Origin of the sequence: Kribbella sp. NPDC003505, from assembly GCF_040610875.1 — a bacterium.
Classification (GTDB): domain Bacteria; phylum Actinomycetota; class Actinomycetes; order Propionibacteriales; family Kribbellaceae; genus Kribbella.
In genome coordinates, this window is record NZ_JBEXNA010000002.1 from 823,128 (window position 1) to 849,418 (window position 26,291).

The following is a 26,291-nucleotide window of genomic DNA, read 5'->3' on the forward strand; positions in this document are numbered from 1 at the left end:
ACCGACGATGATGCACTACTCGACCGCGGACGCGGCTTTCTGGTCGGTCCTGGTGCTCGTCCTGTGGATCCTCGTGGTGGGCGTTGCGGCCGTGGCGGCGGTCCGGATGATCCGGCAACCGCCCCGCCGGCCGCCGGCGCTCCCGTCGCCGCTGGACATCCTCGAACGCCGGTACGCCGCCGGCGAGATCACCCGCGAGGACTTCGACGAAGCCCGCGCCCGCCTGCGCGAACACGAGCTGGACGTGTGAACCCCCACCGCAACCCGCCCAGTCGGGCCGTCCTCGGCCCGACTGGGCGGCTCTTTGCTGATGGTGGAACAAGAAATGGTGGGTGGGGACAGGCTATTGCTTGTCTCCACCCACCGCCGCCTGTTGCCGGTCACCGCTACCTGTTCCCGGGTACCGCTGCCTGTCTTCGTTCACCGTTGCATGTCTTGCCCCTGAGCTGGAGGGTTCTGGAGGGTTGGGGCAGCGTCTCGCGTAGATGGCTGGTTGGGAGGCGCGTGGGTGATTCACCAGGAGCGGATGCGGCGGCCGGTGATCCGGCGCGGGTCGATGACCATGTAGGTCTCGCGGGCGCCGCCGGCCCAGGGGTCGACGTGGCCGCGGGCGGCGTCGGTCTCGGCGTCGGTGGCCGGGCGGACCATGCCGTTCACCAGGACGCTCCAGCCGTCCCGCATGCCCTCGTCGAACAGGTCCAGCTCGAAGGCGATCGGCTCCAGGTCGAACTGTGCGACGGCGCTGTCGGCCGCGGTGCGGAAGATGATCAGCTCGTTGCGGTAGCAGTAGTTCACCGGGATCACCACGACCTCGTCGATCCCGGTGTACGCGATCCGCCCGACCGAGCCGGACCGGATCAGGACGATGCACTCCTCCTGCCGCATCGGCTCGAGGACGGGGGCGATCGGCGGCTGGTGCGAGGTGGCCGGGTGCCGCGGTCCGGTCAGCTCTTCGACCGTGCAGTCGAGGGCGTGGGCCAGCCGGAGCAGCTCGGCTCCGGTCAGCGCGAACGGCCGGGTCTCGATCTGGTCGATGCGGTCGGTGGTGAGGGCGGCGCGTTCGGCGACCTCCGCGGTGCTCAGACCGAGAGCCTGCCGGCGGTGCCGGATCCGGGTGCCGAGGCTGCTCGGCCCGCCTGCGGTCTGTGTGTCCATCGGGATCTGCCTTTCCGGTCGAACTGTCGGTTCCACCCAACAGGTCCAGCCAATCAGCCGGACGTCCGCGCGGGCAGGGTCCGAGGTCACTCCCCGACGGGCCGGACGGCACGCGCCGAAGGTCCCGGGACGGTCGGGACCGATGTCCCTGGCAGTACGGTGGAACCAGCGGCATGCTGAAGCGAGCGCCCGGCTGGGGCGGGATACGGCGTGAAGCCAAGGAGAGACGACGATGACCATCAAGGTGTTCCTTCTCGACGACCACGAGGTGGTGCGGCTGGGGCTGCACCAGCTGCTCGACGCGGAGCCGGATATCGAGGTCGTCGGCGACGCGGCGACGGCGGCGGAGGCGGTCGCCCGCATTCCCGCTGTCCGGCCCGACGTCGCGGTGCTGGACGTGCGGCTGCCCGACGGCGACGGCATCAGCGTCTGCCGCGAGGTGCGCTCGCAGATGGACGATCCGCCCGCCTGCCTGATGCTGACCTCGTTCTCCGACGACGAAGCGCTGTTCACCGCGATCATGGCCGGCGCGGCCGGGTACCTGCTCAAGCAGATCAACGGTCAGGCGCTGATCGACGCCGTCCGCCGGCTGGCGGCCGGTGAGTCGCTGCTCGATCCGTCGATGACGGTGAAGGTGCTCGAGCGGCTGCGGCACCCGGCCGAGGCCGAGGACCCGCGGTACGCGTCGCTGACCGAGCAGGAGCGCCGCATCCTCGCCGAGATCGCCGAGGGCAAGACCAATCGCCAGATCGCCCAGTCGCTGTATCTGGCCGAGAAGACCGTGAAGAACTACGTGTCCTCACTGCTGCGCAAACTCGACCTGGAACGCCGCACCGAAGCGGCCGTGTTCGCGGTCGAGCACGCAAAGCGGCAGAACCGCGGTTAGGTCCTGGCCACGACTCAACCGGGACCTTCCGGGGTGAAGGTGGCGAGTTCCACCTGGTAGCCGTCGGGGTCCTCCAGCGTGAGCGCCTGGGCGGGCGCGGTGGCGGTCGTGCGTGGATGGACTGAGCCGTGGGCGGCGTGCAACTGCTCGGCGCGCTCGTACAGGGCGTCGATCGAGGCGTCTGCGATCAGGCAGACGCCGATCGATCCCCGCGGTGCCGGCGTACCCGCGCGGAGCCGGATCGCCTGCCCGCCGACGACGAACGACACCTCGCCCTCATGGTCCAGCGTCGCGTGGACGCCGGTCAGCGCCGACCACCACCGCCGGCTCGCATCGACGTCGGACACGTTCAGGACAACATGGTCCAGACACGTGGCGTGAATCTTCATGACCTGACTCCTTCCCCCACTGCTGACTCTCCTCCGCCGCACCCTCACACGTCCAGCGCCGGCCGCGCCCCGCGCAGAAGCAGGCCGATGGTGGCCATCTGCCTGGGGCTGTCGATCCTCCGGTCGGCCAGGGGGTTGCACTGGGGAATCAGGAGGCGTTGCCTGGATTGTGTAGGCGACGTCCAGGGGAGGGACGAGATGGACTTTTCGGCACGGTTCGAAGAACTCGAGAAGCGCACGTCCGCTGCGCTGGCCTCGGTGCGCGAAGCGGCCACGGCGTCGCGCGATCAACTGCGCGGGCAGATCGATCAGGCGCAGGTCGACCTGGATCTGGCGGGCAAGGACGTGAAGCAGAAGGCCGGTGAGGCGTCGGAACGCGCGCAGAGCAAGTGGGCGCAGATGCAGGCCGACGCCAAGGCCAAGATGGATGACGTGAAGGCCAAGATCGACAAACGCAACGCCCAGCTGGACGCGAAGATGGCGGAGTCCGACGCAAAGTGGGCTGAGGCCGACGCCCTCGATGCGATCGACTACGCGGAGTGGACGGTCCAGAACGCGCGGCTCATCGCGCTCGACGCCTTGGACGCGCGCGCGTACGCGAACGAGCTGGCCCGCGCAGCCTCCGACTGATCTGCTCCGACGCCGACGTTGGACCAATGGTTCGGCGGGCGTCCGCATCCCCCGGCCAGTTGTCGCGGGCCCGGGGCATGCGGTGTTGGGTGGATGAACGAGTCCGCATCGAATGGCCGCTGCGTGGCCTCGGTCAGCGCGGTGTTCATGATCCGACCGCTTCGGCTCCGGTCAGTCGAGGAAGTGCCCGGCTGGGGGACTGGCGGCGTGATTCGGGGACTGAGTGGTTGCGGAGCGGTGCCAGGTGCTGCGTTCGGTGGCTTCGATGGAGGCGCTGATGTCGCTCGCCCAGGCACGGATCTTGTCCCAGTCGCGGGAGTCGGCGGCGAGGTTGCCGGTCGCGAGGCGGCGGGCCAGGAATCCCTTGGCGGTGTCCGGTTCGAGACGGCCGGCGAACGTCCTGGCGGGCGTCGCGCCGATCTCGTGCGCGAGGTGGCGGACGGCCGGCGGCATGTCCTGGTCCTGATCCTTGTCCGGTCCGACCGGGCCGCTGTGGAACAGCCACACCTGACGCTCGCGGAGCGCGTCGACGTTGTGGCGCAGGAACCGTACGGCGTCCTTGCGCCACCGGCGGATGTAGATGGCGCTGCCCAGCACCACCACGTCGTACCGGGCGAGGTCCTGTACGCGGTTGACGTCGAGCACGTCGACGTCGTGCCCGTGCGCCCGCAGTTCGGCGCCGATCGCCTCGGCGATGCCGGCGGTCGCGCCTGACTTGCTGGCGTACGCGACGAGTACGTTCTTGGACATCAGGACCTCCTTCGGTCACTCCAAGAACACCAGCCGGCGTCGGCGCGTGGCAGTGCCGAACGACCCGGCTACGCGGGACCTTCGATCGCCGCGTGCGGAATGACCGCGACCGGGCAGGGCGCCTGGTGCAGCATGGTCTGGCTCACCGAGCCGAGCACGAGGCCGCGGAAGCCGCCGCGGCCGCGGGATCCGACCACCAGCAGCTCGGCGTCGGCGGACCATTCGAGCAGCAGTTCCGACGGATGGCCGGTCACCTCGACGAGTTCGGTGTCGGCGGCGAGGGCGTGCCGCCGGACCCCGGCGAGCAACTCGTGGTCGTCGTCCTCGTCCGCTTCCAGGACCGCGACGATGCGGGCGGGCAGCCCGCGCCGTCGCGCGTAGTCGAGCCCGAAGTCGACCGCGACGTCGGCGGCCCGCGAGCCGTCGTACGCGATGACGACGCGGCTGCCGGCGAGCGCGTCGTCGGTGGGCCGGACGACGACCACCGGGCAGTGCGCGCGCGCCGCCAGCTCGGTACCGGCCGAGCTGACGATCAGCCTGAGCAGCCGTCCGGTGACCCGGCTGCCGATCACGACGACGTCGGCGTGCCGCGACTCCGCCAGCAGTACGGCGGCCGGGAAGCCGTCGACGCGCTCTCCGGTGACCTCCAGGCCGGGCTCGAACTTCCGCGCCAGCTCGACCGCGTCCGCGACGATCAGGTCGGCCTGCGCCCGCAGTCCCGGCGCCATGTCGCTCGCGCCCAGCGGAACGCCCCGGAACTCCGCCCAGACGAACGCGTGCACCAGGTGCAGGACCGCTCCGCGGGCGGCGGCTTCGGCGGCCGCCCAGCGGATCGCGTTGTCGGAGTCAGGCCGGCCGTCGATGCCGACGACAACCTTCTTGGTGCTCATGGCGTCCTCCAGTGCCAGTTCCGGATCTCGGGCAGGTCCTCGCCGTGCTCGAGGATGTAGGCGTGATGCCGGGCCCGCTGGTCGATCAGCCACTGGCGGACGTCGGCGGCGCGCTGCCCGAGACCGGGCACCCGGTCGATCACGTCGAGCGCCAGGTGGAACCGGTCGAGGTCGTTGCGCACCACCATGTCGAAGGGCGTCGTCGTGGTGCCCTCCTCCTTGTAGCCGCGCACATGCAGGTTCTCGTGGTTCGACCGCCGGTAGGTGAGCCGATGGATCAGCCACGGGTAGCCGTGGTAGGCGAAGATGATCGGCTTGTCCGTGGTGAACAACGCGTCGAAGTCGGCGTCGGCCAGACCGTGCGGGTGTTCACTCGCGGGCTGCAGCCGCATCAGGTCGACCACGTTGACGACGCGGATCTTCAGCGCCGGCAGGTGTTCGCGCAACAGGCCGACGGCGGCGAGCGTCTCCATCGTCGGCACGTCGCCGGCGCAGGCCATCACCACGTCGGGAGCGCCGTCGTCGTTGCTCGCGAACTCCCAGACCCCGAGACCACGGGCGCAGTGCAGCGCGGCGGCCTCGGGCCCGAGCCAGTCGGCCTGCGGCTGCTTCCCGGCGACGACGACGTTGATGTAGTCCTGGCTGCGCAGGCAGTGCTCGGCCGTCGCGAGCAGCGTGTTCGTGTCCGGCGGCAGGTAGACCCGGATGACTTCGGCCTTCTTGTTGACGACGTGGTCGATGAAGCCGGGGTCCTGGTGCGAGAAGCCGTTGTGGTCCTGCCGCCACACGTGCGAGGTCAGCAGATAGTTGAGTGAGGCAAGTGGCCGGCGCCAGGGGAGTGCACGGGTGACCTTGAGCCACTTCGCGTGCTGGTTGGCCATCGAGTCGACGAGATGCACGAACGCCTCGTAGCAGGAGAACCAGCCGTGCCGTCCGGTCAGCAGGTATCCCTCCAGCCAGCCTTGGCAGGTGTGCTCGCTCAGGATCTCCATCACGCGGCCGTCGACGGCGAGGTGCTCGTCGGTCGGTAGCACTTCGGCGTTCCAGGCCTTGCCGGTGACTTCGTAGAGCGCATCCAGCCGGTTCGATGCGGTCTCGTCGGGCCCGAAGACCCGGAAGTTGCGGTGCGGCAGGTTGGCGCGCATCACGTCCCGCAGGTAGTCCCCGAGCACCCGGGTCGGCTCATGGTCGGTCTGCCCAGGCACCTCGACCGGTACGGCGTATCGCGCGACGTCGGGCAGATCGAGGTCACGCCGCAGCAGACCGCCGTTACTGTGCGGGCTCGACCCCATCCGCCGCGCGGGCTGCGGCACCTGCCGGAGCAGCCGCTCCACCGGCCTGCCGTCCGCGTCGAACAGCTCCTCCGGCCGGTAACTGCGCAGCCAGTCCTCCAGCATCCGCAGGTGCTCCGGCGATGTCCGTACGCCGGACAGCGGCACCTGGTGCGACCGCCATGTCCCCTCCACCGGTACGCCGTCGACCTCGCGCGGACCCGTCCAGCCCTTCGGCGTCCGCAGCACGATCATCGGCCAGGGACGACGGGCGGCCCCGTCGTGCGTGCGGGCCTCGGCCTGGATCGCGGCAATGTCGTCGAGCGCCTGGTCGAGGGTGAGTGCGAGGGACTGGTGGACGTGCTCGGGCTCGGCGCCGTCGAGCAGGTACGGCCGGTAGCCGTACCCCTCCAGCAGCCGGGTGAGCTCGTCGTCGCCGATCCGCGCCAGCACCGCCGGGTTGGCGATCTTGTACCCGTTGAGATGCAGGATCGGCAGGACGGCGCCGTCGGTCCGCGGGTCGAGGAACTTGTTCGAGTGCCACGACGCCGCCAGCGGGCCGGTCTCGGCCTCACCGTCGCCGATCACGCACGCGACGACGAGGTCCGGGTTGTCGAGTACGGCGCCGTACGCGTGGCTGAGCGAGTATCCGAGCTCGCCGCCCTCGTGGATCGAGCCGGGCAGCTCCGGCGCCACGTGGCTCGGGATGCCGCCGGGGAACGAGAACTGGCGGAACAGGCGAGCCATGCCGGCCGCGTCGCGGGACACGTCCGGGTAGGTGTCGCTGTAGCTGCCTTCCAGCCAGGTGTTCGCCGCGATCGCCGGGCCGCCGTGGCCGGGCCCGATGACGTACATCATGGTCAAGTCGCGGCGGCGGATCACCCGGTTGAGGTGGGTGTAGAGCATGTTGAGACCGGGTGTCGTACCCCAGTGGCCGAGCAGCCGCGGCTTGATGTGCTCCGCCTGGAGCGGCTCGGTCAGCAGCGGGTTGCCGAGTAGGTAGATCTGGCCGGCGGCGAGGTAGTTGGCCGCGCGCCAGTAGGCGTCGAGGTCGGCGACTTCCTCGGCGGACAGGGGCTTTCCAGTGAGTTCGTGCACGAGGTCTCCTCCGCGAGGTCGACGATCTGGTCGACGGCCTCGAGATCGTGGTACCGGTGGGTGATGAGGAGCGTGGTCCGCCCCTCGGTGGCGTGGGTGATGTCCTGGATCAGGGCGTCGGCGGTCGGGCCGTCGAGCTGGGCGGTGGGTTCGTCGAGGACGAGCACGGCGGGATCGGCGAGCAGCGCGCGGGCGAGCACCAGGCGCCGGCGTTCGCCGCCGGAGATGCGGGTGCCGCGTTCCCCGACGGTGGTGGACAGCCCGTCGGGCCGGCCTCGGACCCATTGGCCGAGGCGGACCCGGTCGAGGACGTCGAGGAGTTGCTCGTCGGTGGCGCCGGGATCGCCGATCAGCAGGTTCTCGCGGACGGTGGCGTCGAAGACGTGATCGTCCTGACCGCACAGCACGACCTGCCGGCGGTACGACGCCTCGTCGAGCGCGGCGAGCTCCGTCCCGCCGAAGGTGACCTGGCCGGACTCGGGCGTCAGGAAACCCATCAGCGTCGCGGCGAGCGTGCTCTTCCCGGAACCGCTGGGCCCGATCAGCCCGATCCGTCGTCCGGGCCGCAGGTCGAGGTCGAACGCGCTGAGCGCCGGAGCGGGGGCGCCGGGCCAGCGGACGGTGACCTGCCGGGCCGACAGCGCGGCGGCGCCGGCCGGGGTGTCGGCGTTCTCGGTGCCCCAGGCAACAGATGGGGCCGGGAGGTGGCTCAGCGCCCGCAACCGGTCCGCCGCCTGCCGGCCGCGCACCAGACAGCGCGCCGCCGCGGGCAGTGGGGTGACGAGCTCGAAGGCCGCCAGCGGTGTGAGGACCAGGACGGCGAGCAGGACGCCTGCGAGTCGTCCGTCGCGTACGGCGGGGACGCCGACGAGGATCTCGGCCGTGACGGTGCAGGCGAGTGCCGCGTTCGTGACGGCTGCGCCGGCTCCGGCCGACGACGCCGAGCGCCGCAGGATGCCCGTCAGGCGGGCGTCCTGCTGCCGGATCCGCTGCAGTCGTTCGTCGGTTGCGCCGTACGCGGTCAGGTCGGCGAGGCCGGTCAGCAACTCGTGGACGCCGGTGGTGAGTGTTGCCCTGACCGGCGCGTACCGGCGCTCGGCCCGGGCGGCCAGCAGGAGTGAGGCCGCCGGGCCTGCGACTCCGGCCGCGACGAGCCCGATCAGGAGGACCGCACCCGCTGCCGGGAGGAGCGCGGTCAGGAACGCGACGGTGGCGATACCGGTGAGCAGGCTGACCGCGATCGGGAGCAGTGCCCGGACCAGCAGGTCCTGGATCGCGTCGACGTCGCGCGTGACCCGCGTCAGCAGATCGCCGGCGCGGGACCCGCCGAGGCCCGCGGGCGCGGCGCGGTCGAGATCGATCCAGGCCTGGACACGGGTCCGGCCGAGGACCCGGAAGGCGGCGTCGTGCCCGACCAGCCGTTCGGCGTACCGCAGCACGCCGCGCCCGATGCCGAAGGCGCGGACCGCGACGATCGCGACCGTCAGGTACAGCACCGGCGGATGCTGGGCGGCGCGCGAGATCAGCCACGCCGACGTCGCCATCAGCCCAATCGAACAGGCCATCGCGAGCACGCCGAGCAGCGCGGCGGCGCTCAACCGTCGGAGCTCGGGGCGGGCGACGGTCGCCAGCCAACGCAGCGTCGTCATGCCGCCACCGCCGTACGGTCGAGATGGACGACGTGGTCGCACAGCTCCAGCAGAGCGGGGCGGTGGGTGACGAGAACGACGGTGCGACCCGCGAACGCGGCCGGTAGCGATTCGAGGAGCGCCCGCTCGGTGGCCGGGTCGACGCTCTCGGTCGGTTCGTCGAGCAGCAGCAGGGGAGCGTCCCGGAGGATCGCCCGGGCGAGCGCGATCCGCCGGCGCTGCCCGGCGGAGACACCGTCGCCCCGCTCGCCGAGCACGAGGTCCAGCGGTACGTCGACCCGCGCCGCGTGCGCCGCCCGTCGGACGGCGACCTCGTCCGAGGAGGCGCCCAGCGCGATGTTGTCGGCAACCGTTCCGGCGAACAGGGTCGGGTCCTGGCTCAGCCAGGCGACGTTCTGCCGCCAGCCCTCGAGGTCGGCATCGGCGAGATCGATGCTCCCGGCAAGAACCTGGCCGCGATCCGGCCGGACTGTCCCGAGGAGCAGGCCGAGCAGCGTGGACTTGCCGCCGCCACTGGGCCCGACGATGCCGGTGATCCGACCGGGCTCGATGACGAGCGACACGTCGTCGAGCGCGCCCGGACCAGTAGGTTCCTCGCGACCCTGAACCGTGACACCTCGGAGGGTGAGCCCGGCCGCGGGATCGGCCGGCTCGTGGCCGGGCTCCGGGGTCGCCTGCTCGATGATGGCGATCAGCCGGTCGGCTGCGGCGAGTCCTTCGGCGCCGGCGTGGTAGTGCGTGCCGAGCAGCCGCAGCGGCAGGTAGGCCTCCGGCGCGAGGATGAGGACGAGCAGCGCCGTCTCGAGGTCGAGGCGGCCGTCCACGAGCCGGAGCCCCACCGAGACCGCGACCAGCGCGACGGACAGTGTCGCGACGAGTTCGAGGACGAGAGAGGACAGGAAGGCGATCCGCAGCGTGGCGAGCGTCGTCCGGCGTTGCCGGTCGGCGAGCCGCCGGACCGTCTCGACCTGGGCGCGGGAGCGGCCGAACACCTTCAGCGTGCCGATCCCGGCGAGGACGTCGAGGAAATGATGCGCGAGCGTCTGGATGGTCTCCCACTGCCGGGCGGTCGCGGCCTTGGTGGTAAGACCGACCAGGACCATGAACACCGGGATCAGCGGCAGCGTCACCACGACGATGACTGCGCTCAGCCAGTCCGCCGCCAGCATGCGCGCCGCGACCACCAATGGAACGATGCCGACGAGCACGAGCTGCGGCAGGTACCGGGCGAAGTAGTCGTCCAGGGCGTCGATGCCGCGGGTCGCCAGCGTGGTGAGCTCACCGCTGCGCTCGCCGGTCAGCCAGCGCGGGCCCAGGGCAACGATCTTGTCGAGGAACCGCATCCGGAGCTCGGACTTGACCGCCGCGGAGCACCGCTGGGCGACCACCTCCGCGACCCACGCCAGCGCGGCCCGGCCCAGCAAGGTGGCTGCCAGCACCGCCAGCGGACCGCGGAGCCCATCGATGTCGAGCCCGCCGAGGAAGGCATCCGCGATGATTCGTGCGAGCAGCGAGGCCTGGAGCAGGATGAGTACGGCCTGCGCGGTGCCGATCACGACCGACAGCAGCATCATGGCCCTCGTGCTGCGCGTGTGCCGGAGCAGTCGCCGATCGACGGCCGGCATCAGGCCACCTTCACGCGGGGGATGTCGTCGCGGGTCAGCCGCCGACGGAAGACCCAGTACGTGTAGCCCTGGTAGAGCAGCACGATCGGTGTGAACACCACCGCCACCCAGGTCATGATCTTCAGCGTGTACGGCGTGGACGCGGCGTTCGTCGTGGTGAGGCTGTACGCCGCGTCCGTCGTCGAGGGCAGCACGTCCGGGTAGAGGGTGACGAACAGTGTCGCCGCGGCGAGAACGATGGTGGCCGCCGTGCCGAGGAAGCCGAGACCGTCGCGCCCTGCGCGCGACGCGAGGATCCCGCCGAGCAGGCACACCGCGGCCAGCAGCGCGAGCGCCCAGGTGATCCACGAGCCGTCGTACGACTGGGTCCAGATCAGGAAGAGCGCGGCCAGCGGAACGGTCGCGCCGCCCAGCGGAAGCACCAGCGCGCGAGCGCGGTCGCGCACCGGACCGTGTGTCTTGAGAGCGAGGAAGATCGCGCCGTGCAGGGCGAACAGGACCAGCGTGGTCAGCCCGCCGAGCAGTGCGTACGGGTTGAGCAGAGTGAAGAACGTGCCGGTGAAGTCGTGGTTCGCGTTCAGCGGTACCCCGCGCACGATGTTGGCCAGGGCCACGCCCCAGAGCAGGGCCGGTACGGCGCTGCCGATCACGATCGCGAGGTCCCAACGCCGGTGCCAGGCCTCGTCGTGGAGCTTGTTGCGGTACTCCAGGGCGATGCCGCGCACGATGAGCGCGACCAGGATGACCAGCAGGGCGAGGTAGAAGCCGGAGAACAGGCTCGCGTACCAGAACGGGAAGGCCGCGAACGTGGCGCCGCCGGCGACCAGCAGCCAGACCTCGTTGCCGTCCCAGACCGGGCCGATGGTCCGGAGCGTGACCTGGCGGTCGACGGGGTCCTTGGCGACCGCGGGCAGCAGCATGCCGACGCCGAAGTCGAAGCCCTCGAGTACGAGGTAACCGGTCCACAGGACCGCGATCAGCAGGAACCAGATGTCGGTGAGTTCCACGGTCGACTCCTCAGTACAGGAAGGCGGTGTCGGGCTCGGGTGCGTCGGCGCGCGGTGTCTCCGGCACGGTCCGGGCGAACCGGAGCAGCAGCAGGACCTCGATCACCGCGAGTACGGCGTACAGCAGCGTGAAGGTGATCATCGAGGTCAGCACCGATCCGGCGCCGACCGTCGGCGAGACGCCGTCGCGGGTCTGCATCAGGCCGAACACGATCCACGGCTGCCGGCCCATCTCGGTGAAGATCCAGCCGAAGCTGTTCGCGACCAGCGGCAGCAGCGGTAGCGCGATCGCGGCCCGGACGAGCCAGCGCGACGGCTTGCGGCCGTCCTTGCGGAGGTACCAGAGTGCGATCACCGCGACCAGCGCGGACAGCAGCCCGAACAGGATCATCAACCGGAACGTCCAGTAGGTGACCGGGATGTTGGGCTTGTAGCTGCCGGGGCCGAAGCGTTGCTCGTAGGCGGTCTGGAGGTTGTTGATGCCCTCGACCTTGCCGTTCCAGGTGCCGGTCGCGAGGAAGGACAGCCCGTGCGGCACGGTCACCGACCACACCTCGCGCTGGCCGTCCAGCGACCCGATCGTGAGCAGGGAGAAGCCGGCCGGCTCCGACGTCTCGTACAGCGCCTCGGCCGCGGCCATCTTCATCGGCTGCGTCTCGGTCATGATCTTGCCCTGGATGTCGCCGGTCACGAAGACCGCGGCAGCCGCGACGAGTACCGTGATCGCGCCGAGCTTCACGCACGGGCGGAACAGCTCCCGGCGTTCCTTCCCGCCGTGTGTGTCACTGCGCAGCAGATGCCACAGTGCGATACCGAGCATGAAGGCGCCGCCGGTCAGGAAACAGGCGGCGACGGTGTGCGGGAAGGTGGCCAGCGCGACCTTGTTGGTCAGCACCGCGCCGAAGTCCTGCAGCTCGGCGCGGCCGCTCGCGCGGTCGTAGGTGTAACCGACGGGCCACTGCATCCACGAGTTGGCGGCCAGGATGAAGTACGCCGACAGTTGTGTGCCGATGGCAACCAGCCAGATCGACGCCAGGTGCACCTTCTTCGGCAGCCGGTCCCAGCCGAAGATCCAGAGGCCGAGGAACGTCGACTCGAGGAAGAAGGCGAGCAGCCCCTCGATCGCCAGCGGGGCGCCGAAGATGTCGCCGACGAACTTCGAGTAGGCGCTCCAGTTCATGCCGAACTGGAACTCCTGCACGATGCCGGTGACGACGCCCATCGCGAAGTTGACCAGGAACAGCTTTCCCCAGAACTGGGTGAGCTGCCGGTACTTGACCTTCCCGGTCCGGTACCAGGCCGTGTGCAGACCGGCCACGAGCGCCGACAGGCCGATGGTGATCGGCACGAACAGGAAGTGGTAGACGGTGGTGATCCCGAACTGCCATCGGGCAAGGTCGATCGCATCCATGGTCCTCAGCGTCCCGGCAACCGGCGGTGCTGCCGTAGAGGCGAAGGTCCCGGTGGGCCGGGACCCAACGGCACTGGATCGGGTCCCGGGTCCCGCGGTGAGCTGGTGGGGTGTCGAAGGGAGCCGCGATGACGGCGGTGGAGCACCCGGGCGCGGGGTGGGACGTGCTGGCCTCGGACGGGTCGGTGGTGCGGATCCGGCCGGTGCGCGAGGACGACGAGCCGGCGCTGAAGGCGATGAACAGCCGCGTGTCGGACTTGTCGATCTACCTGCGGTTCTTCGGCATCAGCCGGCTGATGGCCGATGAGTACACCCATCACCTCGCCGCCGAGCAGGACGGCCACGTCGCGCTGGTCGCGGAGTACGGCCAGGACGTCGTCGGGATCGCGAGCTACGAGGTCCTCCGGGCGGGCGAGGCCGAGATGGCCTTCCTGCTGCAGGATTCCGTGCACGGCAAGGGGATCGGGACGCTGCTGCTCGAGCAGCTGGTCGCGACGGCCCGGGAGAACGGCATCCAGCGGCTGCGCGCCGACACGCTGGGGGAGAACGCGAAGATGCTGCGGGTGCTCGCCGACTCGGGGTTCGAGCAGGTCCGCAGGCTGGACAGCGGCGTGGTGGAGCTCGTGCTCGACACGGCGTACCACCCGGCGACCTTGGAGCGGATGGCCGATCGCGAGCGGGCGGCCGAGAACCGCTCGCTGCAGCGCCTGTTCTCGCCCCGGACGGTCGCGGTCATCGGCGCCGGCCGGGCGCCTGGCGGCATCGGGCACGAGGTGCTGCGCAACATCGTCGCCGGCGGCTTCACCGGTACGGCGTACGCCGTGAACCCGCGGGCGACGCGGATCGCCGACGTGGCGGCGTACCCGACGATCGCAGCAGTGCCGGAGACGGTCGATCTCGCGGTGATCGCGGTCCCGGCCGAGCAGGTGGCCGACGTACTGGCGCAGTGCGGCACGGCGGGCGTCGGAGGCGCGGTCGTGCTGACCGCCGGGTTCTCCGAGCTCGGCACCGCCGGTCGCGAGCTGCAGCGCGAGATGCTCGCGGTCGCCCGCCGGCACAGCATCCGGCTGATCGGGCCGAACTGCCTGGGCCTGGTCAACACCGCGGCGGAGATCAGGCTGAACGCCACATTCGCCGAGGTCGCGCCGCGGCCCGGTGCGCTGGCGATCGCGGCGCAGTCCGGCGCGGTCGGTATCGCGGTGCTGGAGCACGCCGGCCGGACCGGGCTGGGCATCTCCGAGTTCGTCTCCCTCGGCAACAAGGTCGATGTCAGCGGCAACGACGTCCTGCTGCACTGGTGGGGCGAGCCGCGAACGTCCGTAATCGGGCTGTACCTGGAGTCCTTCGGAAACCCGCGCAAGTTCGGCGGGCTGGCCCGGATGATCGGGCGGACCAAGCCGATCCTGGTCGTGAAAGGCGGGCGGTCGGTGGGTGGCCGGCGTGCCGGGGCCTCGCACACAGCCGCGGCGGCGACGCCGGAGACGGCCGTGGACGCGTTGTTCGCGCAGTCCGGCGTCCTGCGGATGGACACCATCGAGGAACTGGTGGAGACGGCCCGCGTGCTGGCGGTGCCGCCGCTGCCGCGGGGCCGCCGGGTCGCTGTGGTCGGCAACGCGGGTGGCGCGGGGATCCTCGCGGCCGATGCCGCCGGCCGGCTCGGACTCGAATTGCCCGAGCTGAGCGAAAGCGTGCAAAGGCAGCTGGAGGAGGCCGGGGCGGTGGCGAGCGGGAACCCCGTCGACCTCGGCGCGGCCGCGTCGCCGCAAAGCCTGGCTCAGGCGCTGCGGGTGATCATCGACAGCGGTGAGGCCGACAGCGTTGTGGTGAACTACGCGGTGACCAGGGCCGGCCGGGTCGAGGACATCTACGACACCATCGCCGCCGTCGCCGGACCGGCCGACCTGCCGGTCGTCGTGAACTGCGTCGGGGCACCCCACGCCACCCCGGAGATCGCGCTGCCCGACGGGCGGCGACTGCCCGTGTTCCCGTTCCCGGAGAGCGCGGTCCGCGCCCTGGCCCACGCCATTCGGTACGCCGAGTGGCGCGCCCGGCCGCAAGGCGTCGTACCGGGGCTCGGGCGCGTGGACGTGGCCGGCGCCCAGGGTGTGGTGCGCCGGTTCTTCGAGCAGTCACCGGACGGCGGATGGCTGGACCCGCGCCAGGCGAACCAGCTGCTGCGACGCGCCGGACTCTCGGTGATACCGGTGCTGACCGCATCCTCCCGCCCGGAGGCGATCGCGGCGGCGGAGCAGGCCGGGTACCCGGTTGCCCTGAAGACGGCCGCGCCGGGTGTCGTGCACAAGACCGACATCGGCGGCGTGCGGATCAACCTGGCGGACGCGGCGCAGTTGACCGCCGCGTACGACGACGTGACGGCTGCCGCGGGAGATCCGCACGTGGTGGTTCAGGCGATGGCGCCGGGCGGCATGGAACTCGTCATCGGGGCGGTGCGCGACCAGCTGTTCGGGCCGCTGGTGATGGCCGGCAGCGGGGGGACGCTCACCGACCTGCTGGCCGACCGCCAATGGCGTGGCCTGCCCCTGACCGACCTGGACGCGGCCGACATGGTGCGCTCGCTGCGGTGTGCGCCCGTGCTGGCCGGCTACCGCGGCGCGGAGGCGGCAGACCAGGCCGCGGTCGTCGATGTCATCCATCGGATCGCCTGGCTCGCCGAGCAGGTCCCGGAGTTGGCCGAGCTCGACATCAACCCGCTCGTCGCCGGTCCGACCGGTGCGTTCGCGGTGGACGTACGGATCCGTCTGACACCGGCTGTTCCCGAGCCCGACTGGCACGCCCGCCGGATGCGCGGCGACTGATCGGCGCAGGTCCGATGAAGGCCGAGGAGGGTCAGGACGGTTGCCGTGCCGGCATCTGCTCGAAGCGCAGGGCGACGTTGGCCAGGGCGCGGAGGGCGGCGACCGTCTCCGCGATCCGGCGGTGCGAGTCAGCGGGGTGCACGGTGCGGAACAGGTCGTTGCGGAGGTCTTCGAGGGTGTCCAGCAGGTGTTCGATCTCGTCGACGATCACCGCGTCCACCACCCCGCCGGCCATCAGCGGCAGGATGTGGCCGCGGAAGGCGGCCAGGGTGTGCTGGGCCTCGGCCAGGCGACGTTCCTCGAGGAACCAGTTGTCGGTCTGGCTGGATTCGGCGATGTCGGTGAGCTCGGCCTCCCACCGGTCGAGCTCCTGGCGCAGGGTGGTCATGACTGCTCCTTCGGGAGGAAGTCGGCGACCGGGCGGCGGTCGGTCCCGGTGTGGGAGCGGCTGTGGCCGAAGCGGATGATCATGTGGGCATGACCCGGGGCGCCGGTGAGGCGCTGCACCTTGCGGCGCAGGTCGTCGTACTCGAGCGGCTGGTTCAGGAAGGACGCGCTGACGCCGTCGCGGGTCGCGGCGAGCAGTACCCGCTCGAGCGCGGCGCCGGCCGCCACCTGGTCGGTGGGGGCGTCGAACTCGGTGGACAGCACGGCGAGATCTGGATGCTTCTCGAAGGGCCGCTCGACGCGGCTCCGGTCGGTCGGCCGCGTCCCGAGGTCGCGGACGGCAGACGGGTAGCTGGCGGCGCGAGGTCCGAGCGCCGTGCTGGGCACCCCGTCGCCGGTGCGCAGGCCGCCGACCCAGTGCGCGCGTTCGGCGCGGCGCTGCCAGTCGTGGACCTCGCGCAGGTCGGCGTCGAGCACCAGGTCGAGGACGGCGCGGACGTCGTCCTCGCCGAGCCAGGTCAGCTCGGCGCCCTCGGCGTACGCCGCCCGCAGCAGCCGCACGCGGACGTCCTCGGTGAGCGGGATCGCGTCCGAGGGGTTCCGGTCGGTGTGCCGGTACGGGATCTGGACGGCGAGGTCGCGCAGCTCCTCGTCCCGGGCGGCGGTCGGTTCGAGCACGATCCGGGCGAGCAGGTCGGGTTCTTCCCGCGGGTACGGCGCCAGCCCGAACCAGGTGCCGTACCCGAGGCCTTCGGCCGCGCAGCGCAGGTTGAAGGTGGCGGCGCCGGCGGCGATCCGCATCGCCCGGCCGGTCGGGTCCTCGGCGGGAAGCGTGCGGGAGCCGTCCAGGTACACGTCGATCACGTGGCCCTCGACCTCGAACCGCCACGGCTGGGTGTTGTGCATGCTCGGCGCGGCCACGGCGGCCGCGAGCAGGACGTCGACGTCTTTCGCCGGCAGCTGATCGGACACCGGAGGCTCCTCCCACTGGTTTTCCTCCTTCAGGTTCGCCGGTGGGAGGCGAGTGGCGCTGCGGGCAAGAGTCCCGACCTGCCAGGCCGTTAGGTCCTGTCTGGTGATCCAGACAGGGCCTAGTCAGTGGGCGCGGTGAACTCCACGATCGTCCCGCGCGGGTCGTTGCCGGCGAGCCGGACGGTGCCGCCGAGGGACTGGGCCCGTTCGGTGAGGTTGCGCAGGCCGCTGCGCCGGGTGGTGGAGCCGATGCCGATGCCGTCGTCCGAGACGCGCGCGACGACCTGGCCGTCCCCGACGGTGACCTCCACGAGCGCATTCCGGGCGTTGGCGTGCCGGACGACGTTCGACAGCGATTCCCTCACCACTGCGAGGATCTGCGGCCGGACGGAGGCCGGCACGCCGGTGTCGATCGGTCCGGTACAGATCAGCCGCGGACGGAAGCCGAGACCTTCGGCGTACTCCGACACGAGCACCTGCAGGTCGCTGCGCAGTGAACTGGACTCCGGCGCCTGCTGCAGCTCGAAGATCGCGGCCCGGAGGTCGTGGATGGTGGTGTCGATGTCCTCGACCGCACGGCCGAGACGCTCCTGATGCTCGGGGCGGGCCATCCGGTGCATGCCCTGCAGTTGCAGACCGGTCGCGAACAACCGCTGGATGACGAGGTCGTGCAGGTCGCGGGCGATCCGGTCGCGGTCCTCGAGGACGGCGAGCATGTCCCGGTCGCGCTGCGCCTGGGCCCGCTCGAGTGCCAGCGTGGCCTGGCCGGCGAACATCCGGACCAGGTCGGCCCCCTCGGTCAGGCGGCTGCTCGCACCCTGTTCCAAAGCCACCACCAGGAGGCCGCCGGTGTCCGCACCACCAGCCGGCAGCGGCGCGATGGTCGTCCGGCCGAGCGCGGCCGCCTCCGGGAAGTCGGTCAGGCCGCCCGCGTCCTTGAGGACCTGAGCGAGGTCCTCGATGACCACCACCTGTCCGTCGTCGGCGACCACCCGGCGCAGCACGGGCAGATCGGCCGGCAGCCGGCGGCCGACATACCGGGCGTAGTCCGGCGGACCGTCCACCGCCCGCACGACGAGCTCGTCGTGATCGGCGATGAGGACGGCGCACACCTGCGCACGGGAGATCTCGCGGGCTCGCTGGGTGATCAGCTGGAGCGCCTGGTCGGCGTCGAACTCACCGAGCATCAGCTGGGTGATCTCGGCGTTCACCTCGTGCCAGCGCCGACGTTGCTCGGTGTCGGCGTACAACCGGGCGTTGTCGATCACCACACCGGCGGCCGCGGCCAGCGCCGTGACCGTGCGCTCGTCGTCCTCGGTGAAGTCGGCGCCGCCGGTCTTCTCGGTCAGGTAAAGGTTGCCGTAGGCATGTTCCCGGGTCCGGATCGGGACGCCGAGGAAGCTCTTCATCGGCGGGTGGTTCGACGGAAAGCCGTACGAGCGCGGGTGCTCGGCGAGATCGTGCATCCGGATCGGCTCCGGGTGCTCGATGAGCAGGCCGAGGATGCCGTGGCCCTCCGGATACGGGCCGATCGCGGCGATCTCCTCGTCGGTGACGCCGTGCGTGATGAACCGGACCAGGCGCTTGCCGTCCGGCCCCACCACACCGAGTGCGCCGTACCGGGCATCGGCGAGTTCGCAGGCGGCGGTGACGATGCGGTCCAGGGTGCTGTTCAGGTCGAGATCCGCACCGATGCCGACGACCGCGTCGAGGAGCGCGCGCAGGCGTTCCTGGTACTCCATGATCTCGTCGACCCGGCCGAGGAGCTCCTGCAACAGCGCGTCGAGACGTACCCGCGACAACCCGGCGTACTCCAGCGCCCCCTCGTCCCAGGTTCCTCGTCCTGCCTGCGAGTCGCCCACCACCCGCTCACTCTAGGGAATGGTGCGGGCAATAGGAAGCACTTTGCGGTCTAGGCCCCGTCGCGCGGCCGCTTCCCCCAGGGCACGAGACGCCTCCCGTGCACCGATTCGACACCGACCCGGACCAGTCGCGGATCCTCCATCGGCAGCCAGGAGCGCACCGGCAGGGTGCGCCGCAGTTCGGCGGCCTCGTCGTCGCTGACGACGGACAGGTGACCGATCGCGGTCACCGTCCAGCCGACGTGCCGCTCGAGATCCACCTCGTCCGCCTCGAAGGCCACGACGTCGCCCCGTTCCGCGGCCCGGAACTTGTCGCCGCGACCCGAGTTGAACACGACTGTGTCCGCGTCGAGAAGGAAGTTGACCAGCCGGACGGCGGGCAGGCCGCCGGAGGTGTAGACCAGACGTCCGATCGGCACGGACTGCAGCAGCCGCAAGCATTCGGCACGATCGACGATCTCGAGCCGTGAGTGATCGAAGTGGTGGGTGAGGGTCATCGGAGTGCCTTTCCTGGCTGCCTGCAGCAACTCTCGCGAGAACCAGGCGGTGTCGAGTAGGGCCGAAGGTCCCGGACCATCGGGACCTCGCGGTCGGGAGGTTGTCACCGCGGCAGGTGACCTTCGGCCCGTGCGCTCGCGGCAGGTGCGGCGCACGCTGGGCAAATGAGCGTGTTCGGCAGCAGATCGACAGCATTGGCCCGGGAGCCGTGGTTCCGGCAGCACCCGGCGGCGGCCTTGGTCGTCGCGGGGCTGCTGTTCGCCTCGGTCTGGGTCGTGCGCCTGGCCGACGGTGACGCCGTCGACGCGTCGATGCTGCTGTTCACGCTGCCGGTCGCGCTGATCGCGGTGGCGTTCGGGCGGCGCGCCGGCGTGGCCGCGGGCGCGCTGGCTGTGCTGATGGTGGTGACCTGGGTTCTGGCGACCGGCACGGACCTGGGTCCGGTGGGCTGGATCGCTCGCTGCCTGCCAGAGCTGCTGCTCGGGTTCCTGCTCGGCGACGCCTCGGACCGGCTCCGCCGAGCCGAGGCCGAGCGGCGCAAGCTGGAGTCCGGGGCGTTGCTGTACCGCGAGGCGATCGAGATCAACGACTCGCTGGTCCAAGGGATGGCGGCGGCCCGGTGGGCGCTGGAGGCCGGCCGGCCCGACGACGGCCTGAAGACGCTCGAGACCACGATCGGGAAGGCCCAGGACCTGGTGTCCGACCTCATCCGCCAGGCCGGCATGGGCACCTCGATCCATCCGGAGTGAGTGCGTTGGAGGAGCGATGACGCAGCCGATGAAGGTGTCCGACGTGATGACCCGCGACGTGATCACGGTGACCGAGGACACGCCGTACAAGGACGTCGTCGGTGTGCTGGCCGCGCACCACATCACGGCTGTGCCGGTGCTGAATGCGTACGGCGGCGTCGGCGGCGTGGTCTCGGAGACGGATCTGGTCCGTAAGGAGGAGTTCCAGGGAGCCCGCAAGCGTTCGTGGGCACTGCGCCGGCGGCAACGTAGGGCCCGTTCGCGGGCGGCCGGTGTGCGGGTCGCGGAGCTGATGTCGCATCCGGCGGTGACCATCGATCAGACGGCGACGATTCCCGAGGCGGCCAAGTTGATGGCGGCGCGGGGCATCACCCGGCTGGTGGTGACCGACGGTGAGGTGCTGACCGGGATCGTGACCAGGTCCGACCTGCTGAAGACCTTCCTCGAGCCGGACGACCACCTGCTGCAGCGGGTCCGGCGGGACGTGGTCGTCACCACGCTGGGTGACGCCGCGTCCGGCATCGAGCTCGCCGTCCGGGACGGGGTCGTGACACTGTCCGGCCAGGTCGACCGGCGCAGCACCGCGGAGCTCGCCGGGAAACTGACGGCCGAGGTGGACGGCGTGGTCGGCCTCGACAACCAGCTCAGGTGGGCGTACGACGACACCGAGTCGACGCCGGGCATCACGCCGTCACCGGAGCACCGGAGTCGCCCCTGACGCGTCAGGCTCAGGAGTGCCCGGTCGGAACGGGGGAGCGGCTCGGGTACGGGCCGGTGGCGTATCGGTTCACCTCGGCGACGGTGCCGTCGATGTCGCGGATGATGTGGCACAACCCGTTCCATCGGGCCACCTCGACGCCGATGGCGATCAGCCGCACCCGGCTGGGGCCGGACGCGAACGGATCCGGTGAGTCACAGCGGCGCGTGTGCCATGCGCCGTTCTCGTAGTACGTCTCGACATCCGCGTGCAGTTCGGTGCCGTCCTCGGGGGCGGCGGCTTCGTGCGTGCTCATGGGCCTGGTCTCCTGATCGGAGTTCTGACGCAGCCCCAGACCGGGTCAGAGGGGATCGACGGGGTCTCACCAGCACTCTGCAACATCGTCGCCGCCGGGCGGTGGGCCGAAAGTCCCGAGATCGCCGGGCATCGGTCCCGAGCCCCGTCATCTCCGTGACCTGCGTGATCTCCTGAGACGCCCTGAGATCGCTTGTGTTCGCCTGTGTTCGGCGGTGATCGGAGGTGGCGAACGACGGGCGCAGGCAGCAGTCACAGCCTGTTCGGGCCCGGTGCGAGGTGGTACTGTCGGGCCCTATCTAGGGGCCCCGGACCCGGCACCTGCTGCGTGCACAGGGGGTCCTATGTTCGTTTCGTCCGATCGATCGCTGCTTCCCGCGAATGCGGCGTTCCCGTTCGGCGGGACGCGCCGTCGAATGGTCCCGGCCCGGTCGCCGCAATGGGTCGTCGTGTGGGTTCTGAGATCGGTCGTCGATCCGGACTGGATGCCGGCGTCGGCAGCCGCCGAGCTGGTCGAGCGGATCCCGGACCCGGCCGTCCTCCGGCGTGCGCACGCGCAGCTGCGCAGCGTCACCCGGCATCGCAGCACTGTTCGCCAGGCGCGAGCGATCGCCACCCTCAACCTGGCTCTCGACCTGGCTGCCGGCCGGCGCGACGAGGGGCAGGGGTGAGCACGATGACCTCGGTGTACCTGGACCGGCTGGCGCACTCGACCCGCTTCGACGCGTGGCGGACCGAAGAGCTGACGGCCGCGCTGGCGTCGCTGGACGCGGAGATCGACGAGCGATGGTCGCCGCAGCAAGGCGGGCCGAGGGTCCTCAACATCCGGCTCCAGATCTACCGGCAGCGCCTGCAACGCGAGCTGGACCAACGCGCTGCCGACGGGAGCGGGTGATGTCCCACTGAGCTCCGCACTGAGCGTGCGGGTACGCCGGGTCGCCGGACGAGGCTCCTCTCCTCGTCCGGCAACGGAGGGGAGCCCCGGCGAGGTCGGCTTCCGTTCCGCTGCACGGCAACGGCGCAAGTGCAGCGGAACGGGGGCTCGGCTGCGTGGGGACTAGGGCATGTCCTAGCGGGGACGCGTCGTGGTGAGGGCCAGGGAGCCGTCGAGTACGGCGGCCGCGACGTCGGCGAGGCGGCGTCCGTTGTTGCGCGCGTACTGCCGCAGCACCGTGAAGGCGTCGTCGGGACTGAGGCCGAGCCGCTCGGCGAGGAGCCCTTTCGCCTGTTCGATCAGCACCCTGCTGTCCAGGGCGCCCTGCAACTGGTCGGCGCGGGTCTCGTGCAGGGTCGAGTGGTGCGCCTCCACGCCGAGCGCGGCTGTGCTCGCCAGCATCTGCCCGGCCTCGAGCGAGTCCTCGGAGAGGGCGCCGGGCTTGCTCAGAAACATCGTCAAGGACCCGATGGTGCGCCCCGGCAAGGGCATCGGGAAGGCGTGCACCGCCCGGATGTCCTGGTGCCGCGCCGCGGGCGCGAAGCGGGGCCACCGGGTGTCGGCATCGGTCAGATCCGGGCAGTCCACCCGCGAACCACTGCCGTAACTGTCATGAGCGGGTCCTTCGACGACCCGGGACTCCAGCTCCTGCAGGCGGCGTGCCGCGGCGGACGAGGCCGCGACGACGTCGAGGGCGCCGTCGCGGTCGGCGATCATCAGCGCGGAGGCCGTCACGCCGGGCGATTCCGCGCACCGCACCGTGAGCCAGGCGAGGGCGTCGATCAGATTCTCGTCCGTCACGAAGCGGGCGACCAGGTCGTGCACCGTGGCACAGGCGTACTCGGCTTCACTCATCGGAAATTCTCCCCTCCTGCACGTCCAGCCGCAGTCGCTTCTCGACGATCCGCCGGGCCACATCGGTGACCTGTTCGTCGTGCGCGAAGGCCCGGGCCCTGACCAGGGTCAGTGCGTCCTCGACACTGCAGTCGCACTGAGCGGCGACCATCCCGACGGCTTGATGGAGGACCAGCCGGTGGTTGGGCGAGTCGAGTACGTTCGCGGCGCCGGCGGGCTCTCCCTCCGCGAGCAGCCGGGCGAGACACTCCTCGGTCAGGAGCATCGTATGAGTGAGCGCGTCGGCGAACTCCTCGAGTTCACCGACCAGCGGCTCTGCGAACGCCGGGCCGGGCGGATCGAACACCGCGAGCGCGCCGATGCACCGCTCCGGCGGTCCGAGCGGAACGACCGCGAGCGAGCGCACGCCGAGCGCCGCGATCGCGGGCGAGTAGTACTCCCACCGATGCCGCAAAGACTGCGCGGCCACGGCCACCGGCCTGCCGGTGGCGGTGGAGTCGTGGACCGGTCCTTCCCCAAGTGTGAGCTCCAGGTCCTGGGCGGCCGCCGCGACCGGGTCGGAGGAGATCACCGAGGCTTCGATCTGCCGCGAGTCCAGGAGCGTGATCCCGGCACTCCGGGTCCCGAGCAGCTCCGCGACTGCCGAGATCAGCCGCGGACGCTCGGCCTCCAGAGCGTCGGATGAGATCCATCGGCCGAGCCTGCGGATGTGCGCATCGTGCAGTTTGGCGGCTGTCAGATGACGGTCTTCGCTGCGGCGGTGGACGCGGGCCAGCCGCTCGTGGACAGCGCGCATCGCGTCGGGTCCGGTGGTCACCAGCTCTTCGTGCCGCCGGGCGATCGCGGCGGCACGATCCGCTCGGGCGCGCTCGCGCTCGGCCTGCTCCCGAGCGGCACCGATCCAGGCGGACAGCCCATTCACCACGTCGCGATTCTAGTCCTGTTCCCCGGCTTCCTGGAGGTCCTCCATCAGCAGAACCACGCCTTCTGCCTGACCGTCCAGCGGTGAACAGATCACGGAGCACTTGATCCGGCGGCCCCGGCGGTTCACGGCGATCAGGTCGACCGGATCGGTGCGGTGGCCGGAGGTCAGGCAGCGTTGCACGACCTCCACGAGCGCATCCGTCGGTAGCCCGAAGTCGAGCTGGAAGAACGGCTGCCGCTGGACCTCGTCGCTCCGCAGGCCCCAGAGTTCCTCCGCGCCGCGGTTCCAGCTGCGCACCCGGAGTTCTCCGTCGAGCACCACCACCCCGGCGGCCACGCTCGCGAGCACACCCTCGAGGAAGGTCCGGGCCTCGTCGAGCTCGGTACTGCGGATCCGGATCTCCTCGTTCATCGTCTCGAGCTCTTCGTTGCCCGACTGGAGTTCTTCGTTGGTGGTCTCCAGTTCTTCATTCGTGGACTGGAGTTCTTCGTTGGTGGTCTCCAGTTCCTCGATGCTGGACTGGAGCTCCTCGTTGGTGGTCTCCAGTTCCTCGTTCGTGGACTGCAGCTCCTCGTAGGCGGTCTCCAGGTCCTCCCGGTTGCGTTTCACCTCCAGCTGCAGCCGAGTGAGGGTGGTGGTGTCGAGGAACGCCACCGACGATCCGACGACCATGCCGTCGTCGGCGGTCAGCGGCTGCACGATGATGTCGAGGTACTGCACGTCCTGGGCGGACAACCGGCGTTCCACGCCGTTCACCCGGACGGTACGGCGCTCGGATTGCGCCTGCTCGATGAGCGAGCGCAGCTCGGTCGGCCGGTAGGAGACCTCGAGGTCGCGCAGCGGCCGTCCGACGTCTTGGGAGGTGAGCCCGAACTGTGCTCTGGCCTGACTGTTCACCTGGGTGACCGCGCCGTCGAGATCAAGCGCGATCATCGCGTTCGGCGCCGTTTCCAGGACCAGGTCGCGCAGCTGCCGTCTCCGGGCGGCGTCCCGCCGCTCGCCACCCGTCGGCGCGGTCAGCTTCAGCGGGTTGGGCTGATGCGGCGGCTCGGCCCGACCTGCTCGTCGGCGGAACACCCGCTGACGCATGTTGACGACGTCGAACCGCTCGCCGTCGGACAGCAGCATTTCGGCCTTGCCGAGGAACAGGTAGCCGTCCGGGCGCAGGGCGAAGTGGAACCGGTCGATGATCTGCGACTGTGCTTCCACGTTGAAGTACATCAGCGTGTTGCGGCACACCAGCAGGTGCAGCCGGGAGATCGGGGCGTCCCGGGTGATGTCGTGGCGGCCGAAGATGACCCTGCGGCGCAGGTCCGACCGGAAGACGAGACGCGATCCGCTCTGCTCGAAGTACAGCTCGCGCAGATCCTCGGGAAGCGCCTCGAGTGCCTTCTCGGAGTAGGCGCCGGTGCGGGCCTCGCGCAGCGCCTCCTCGTCCACGTCGGTGCCGTAGATCTTGACCCGCCGGGCGCACTCCTCGATGCCCAGGGCCTGCGCGAACATGATGGCCAGCGAGTACGCCTCCTCGCCGCTGGAGCAACCGGCGCTCCAGACCCGGATCTCCTGGTCGGAGTCGGCGCTGCCCAGCAGCTCGGGAATGATCTCCTGCTGCAGATAGGACCAGCTCTCGGTGTCGCGGAAGAAGCTCGTGACGTTGATCAGGATCGTGTTGAACAGGAACCCGAACTCGTCCGCGCTCGTCTCCAGCAGGTCGCGGTAGTCCAGGTACTCCGAGATCCCGACGTCGTGCATGCGCTTGCGGACCCGGCGGGCCAGCGAGGTCCGCTTGTAGCCGGTGAAGTCGAAGCCGCGCGCGTCCCGGATGAAGGCGAGCAACTGCTCCAGGTCGGGGTCCACACCGTCGTCGATGTCGTCCGGCATCACACGCTCCTCGCGTCGACCAGGGCGACGATGACGCCCGCGATCTCGTCCAGCGGCAGCACGAAGTCGACCGATCCGGTGCCGACCGCCGCGTCCGGCATGCCCCGGAACTCCGCGGACTCCGGATCCTCGACGATCACCGTGCCGCCTCGTGACTTGACCGCACTCACGCCCATCGCTCCGTCGCTGCCGGATCCTGTCAGCAGGCAGGCTATCGCCCGCGCACCGTAAGCCCCGGCCACCGACTCGAACAACAGATCGGCCGACGGTCGCACGAAGTGCACCATTTCGCTGCTCGACAACGTGAATTCGCCGTTGCCGCCGACGAGCAGGTGCCGATTGGGAGGCGCCACGTACACGGTGCCCGGCCGTGCCTGCTCACCCGCCTCGGCGAGCTTGACCTCGAGCGCAGTGCGCCGCCCGAGCACATCGGCGATCACGGTCTCGTGGCGCGGGTCGAGATGCTGGACGACCACCACCGGCACCGAGAGGCGCGCCGGGAGCGCGCCGAGCACCAGACCCAGAGCCCGGATGCCACCGGCGGACGACCCGATGGCGACGATGTCGAACGGATCACTGTGCTCCCTCGGCGGGGGCTCCGGCGACTGGTTCATGAGCTCGTGTGACAACTGGGGAACA

26 protein-coding genes are annotated in these 26,291 nt (G+C 70.6%); 8 read left to right on the top strand and 18 right to left on the bottom strand.

Annotation, left to right across the window (positions count from 1 at the left end; translation table 11 throughout):
- Positions 1–7 precede the first annotated feature (7 nt).
- Positions 8–250 (top strand): SHOCT domain-containing protein, encoded by a 243-nt coding sequence (locus ABZX12_RS08430; RefSeq protein WP_355691077.1) that lies wholly within the window; start codon positions 8–10, stop codon positions 248–250.
- A gap of 263 nt (positions 251–513) precedes the next feature.
- On the opposite strand, the gene ABZX12_RS08435 is transcribed toward ABZX12_RS08430, so the two are convergent.
- Complete coding sequence (locus ABZX12_RS08435; RefSeq protein WP_355691078.1) at positions 514–1,155, bottom strand: pyridoxamine 5'-phosphate oxidase family protein; 642 nt, start codon at positions 1,153–1,155, stop codon at positions 514–516.
- Positions 1,156–1,387: 232 nt separating this feature from the next.
- Here ABZX12_RS08435 and ABZX12_RS08440 point away from each other — a divergent pair, with 232 nt between their 5' ends.
- On the top strand, positions 1,388–2,041 hold the full coding sequence (locus tag ABZX12_RS08440) for a response regulator transcription factor (protein WP_355691080.1): 654 nt from the start codon (positions 1,388–1,390) through the stop codon (positions 2,039–2,041).
- Between the two features lie 14 nt (positions 2,042–2,055).
- Here ABZX12_RS08440 and ABZX12_RS08445 read toward each other — a convergent pair whose 3' ends face one another.
- Positions 2,056–2,430, bottom strand: a complete 375-nt coding sequence (locus tag ABZX12_RS08445; protein ID WP_355691082.1) for a VOC family protein — start codon at positions 2,428–2,430, stop codon at positions 2,056–2,058.
- An 87-nt stretch (positions 2,431–2,517) separates the two neighbouring features.
- Between ABZX12_RS08445 and ABZX12_RS08450 the strand changes: the two genes are divergently transcribed.
- Positions 2,518–3,060 carry a hypothetical protein gene (locus ABZX12_RS08450; protein ID WP_355691083.1) on the top strand — a complete coding sequence of 181 codons (543 nt, stop codon included), beginning with the start codon at positions 2,518–2,520 and terminating at the stop codon, positions 3,058–3,060.
- Between the two features lie 171 nt (positions 3,061–3,231).
- Here the strand turns inward: ABZX12_RS08450 and ABZX12_RS08455 are convergent, their stop codons facing one another.
- The 7 genes from ABZX12_RS08455 to ABZX12_RS08485 all read right to left on the bottom strand — a co-directional run bounded on the left by ABZX12_RS08455 (position 3,232) and on the right by ABZX12_RS08485 (position 12,761).
- The gene (locus tag ABZX12_RS08455) at positions 3,232–3,810 is read right to left on the bottom strand and encodes a flavodoxin domain-containing protein (protein ID WP_355691085.1); all 579 of its coding nucleotides are present in this window, start codon (positions 3,808–3,810) and stop codon (positions 3,232–3,234) included.
- A gap of 68 nt (positions 3,811–3,878) precedes the next feature.
- The gene (locus ABZX12_RS08460; protein WP_355691087.1) at positions 3,879–4,700 is read right to left on the bottom strand and encodes a universal stress protein; all 822 of its coding nucleotides are present in this window, start codon (positions 4,698–4,700) and stop codon (positions 3,879–3,881) included.
- Positions 4,697–7,045 (bottom strand): phosphoketolase family protein, encoded by a 2,349-nt coding sequence (locus ABZX12_RS08465; protein WP_355691324.1) that lies wholly within the window; start codon positions 7,043–7,045, stop codon positions 4,697–4,699. The genes ABZX12_RS08460 and ABZX12_RS08465 overlap by 4 nt, the downstream gene beginning before the upstream one ends.
- Positions 6,949–8,718: a thiol reductant ABC exporter subunit CydC gene (cydC, locus tag ABZX12_RS08470; RefSeq protein ID WP_355691088.1), complete on the bottom strand. Its 1,770-nt coding sequence runs from the start codon at positions 8,716–8,718 to the stop codon at positions 6,949–6,951. Before cydC ends, ABZX12_RS08465 begins: the two co-directional genes overlap by 97 nt.
- A complete protein-coding gene (cydD, locus tag ABZX12_RS08475) occupies positions 8,715–10,343 on the bottom strand; it encodes a thiol reductant ABC exporter subunit CydD (protein WP_355691090.1) in 1,629 nt (542 codons plus the stop codon). Before cydD ends, cydC begins: the two co-directional genes overlap by 4 nt.
- On the bottom strand, positions 10,343–11,350 hold the full coding sequence (gene cydB / locus ABZX12_RS08480) for a cytochrome d ubiquinol oxidase subunit II (protein WP_355691092.1): 1,008 nt from the start codon (positions 11,348–11,350) through the stop codon (positions 10,343–10,345). Before cydB ends, cydD begins: the two co-directional genes overlap by 1 nt.
- A 10-nt stretch (positions 11,351–11,360) precedes the next feature.
- Positions 11,361–12,761, bottom strand: a complete 1,401-nt coding sequence (locus ABZX12_RS08485; RefSeq protein ID WP_355691094.1) for a cytochrome ubiquinol oxidase subunit I — start codon at positions 12,759–12,761, stop codon at positions 11,361–11,363.
- Between the two features lie 128 nt (positions 12,762–12,889).
- Between ABZX12_RS08485 and ABZX12_RS08490 the strand changes: the two genes are divergently transcribed.
- Positions 12,890–15,577 carry a GNAT family N-acetyltransferase gene (locus ABZX12_RS08490; protein WP_355691096.1) on the top strand — a complete coding sequence of 896 codons (2,688 nt, stop codon included), beginning with the start codon at positions 12,890–12,892 and terminating at the stop codon, positions 15,575–15,577.
- Positions 15,578–15,608: 31 nt separating this feature from the next.
- Here ABZX12_RS08490 and ABZX12_RS08495 read toward each other — a convergent pair whose 3' ends face one another.
- From ABZX12_RS08495 to ABZX12_RS08510, 4 genes are all read right to left on the bottom strand, one after another.
- Entirely contained in the window at positions 15,609–15,965 is a 357-nt protein-coding gene (locus tag ABZX12_RS08495; protein WP_355691097.1) for a hypothetical protein, read from the bottom strand.
- Positions 15,962–16,936 (bottom strand): hypothetical protein, encoded by a 975-nt coding sequence (locus ABZX12_RS08500; RefSeq protein WP_355691099.1) that lies wholly within the window; start codon positions 16,934–16,936, stop codon positions 15,962–15,964. The genes ABZX12_RS08495 and ABZX12_RS08500 overlap by 4 nt, the downstream gene beginning before the upstream one ends.
- A 119-nt stretch (positions 16,937–17,055) precedes the next feature.
- Positions 17,056–18,801, bottom strand: a complete 1,746-nt coding sequence (locus ABZX12_RS08505; RefSeq protein WP_355691101.1) for a GAF domain-containing protein — start codon at positions 18,799–18,801, stop codon at positions 17,056–17,058.
- Between the two features lie 47 nt (positions 18,802–18,848).
- The gene (locus ABZX12_RS08510; protein ID WP_355691102.1) at positions 18,849–19,295 is read right to left on the bottom strand and encodes a pyridoxamine 5'-phosphate oxidase family protein; all 447 of its coding nucleotides are present in this window, start codon (positions 19,293–19,295) and stop codon (positions 18,849–18,851) included.
- Positions 19,296–19,460: 165 nt separating this feature from the next.
- Here ABZX12_RS08510 and ABZX12_RS08515 point away from each other — a divergent pair, with 165 nt between their 5' ends.
- Both ABZX12_RS08515 and ABZX12_RS08520 read left to right on the top strand, forming a co-directional pair.
- The gene (locus tag ABZX12_RS08515) at positions 19,461–20,045 is read left to right on the top strand and encodes a hypothetical protein (protein ID WP_355691104.1); all 585 of its coding nucleotides are present in this window, start codon (positions 19,461–19,463) and stop codon (positions 20,043–20,045) included.
- A 16-nt stretch (positions 20,046–20,061) separates the two neighbouring features.
- Entirely contained in the window at positions 20,062–20,763 is a 702-nt protein-coding gene (locus ABZX12_RS08520; RefSeq protein ID WP_355691105.1) for a CBS domain-containing protein, read from the top strand.
- Between the two features lie 10 nt (positions 20,764–20,773).
- Here ABZX12_RS08520 and ABZX12_RS08525 read toward each other — a convergent pair whose 3' ends face one another.
- Positions 20,774–21,058, bottom strand: a complete 285-nt coding sequence (locus tag ABZX12_RS08525; protein ID WP_355691107.1) for a hypothetical protein — start codon at positions 21,056–21,058, stop codon at positions 20,774–20,776.
- A gap of 343 nt (positions 21,059–21,401) precedes the next feature.
- On the opposite strand from ABZX12_RS08525, the gene ABZX12_RS08530 reads away from it, so the two are divergent.
- Positions 21,402–21,728: a hypothetical protein gene (locus ABZX12_RS08530; RefSeq protein ID WP_355691109.1), complete on the top strand. Its 327-nt coding sequence runs from the start codon at positions 21,402–21,404 to the stop codon at positions 21,726–21,728.
- Positions 21,725–21,952 (top strand): hypothetical protein, encoded by a 228-nt coding sequence (locus tag ABZX12_RS08535; RefSeq protein WP_355691110.1) that lies wholly within the window; start codon positions 21,725–21,727, stop codon positions 21,950–21,952. The genes ABZX12_RS08530 and ABZX12_RS08535 overlap by 4 nt, the downstream gene beginning before the upstream one ends.
- A gap of 174 nt (positions 21,953–22,126) precedes the next feature.
- Here the strand turns inward: ABZX12_RS08535 and ABZX12_RS08540 are convergent, their stop codons facing one another.
- The 4 genes from ABZX12_RS08540 to ABZX12_RS08555 are packed head-to-tail and all read right to left on the bottom strand — an operon-like array spanning position 22,127 to position 26,281.
- Positions 22,127–22,846, bottom strand: coding sequence for a GAF and ANTAR domain-containing protein (locus ABZX12_RS08540; protein ID WP_355691112.1), 720 nt, complete (start codon positions 22,844–22,846; stop codon positions 22,127–22,129).
- Positions 22,839–23,771: an ANTAR domain-containing protein gene (locus ABZX12_RS08545; protein WP_355691113.1), complete on the bottom strand. Its 933-nt coding sequence runs from the start codon at positions 23,769–23,771 to the stop codon at positions 22,839–22,841. Before ABZX12_RS08545 ends, ABZX12_RS08540 begins: the two co-directional genes overlap by 8 nt.
- A 9-nt stretch (positions 23,772–23,780) precedes the next feature.
- Positions 23,781–25,652, bottom strand: coding sequence for a CheR family methyltransferase (locus ABZX12_RS08550; protein WP_355691115.1), 1,872 nt, complete (start codon positions 25,650–25,652; stop codon positions 23,781–23,783).
- A complete protein-coding gene (locus ABZX12_RS08555; RefSeq protein WP_355691117.1) occupies positions 25,652–26,281 on the bottom strand; it encodes a chemotaxis protein CheB in 630 nt (209 codons plus the stop codon). The genes ABZX12_RS08550 and ABZX12_RS08555 overlap by 1 nt, the downstream gene beginning before the upstream one ends.
- Between the last annotated feature and the right edge of the window lie 10 nt (positions 26,282–26,291).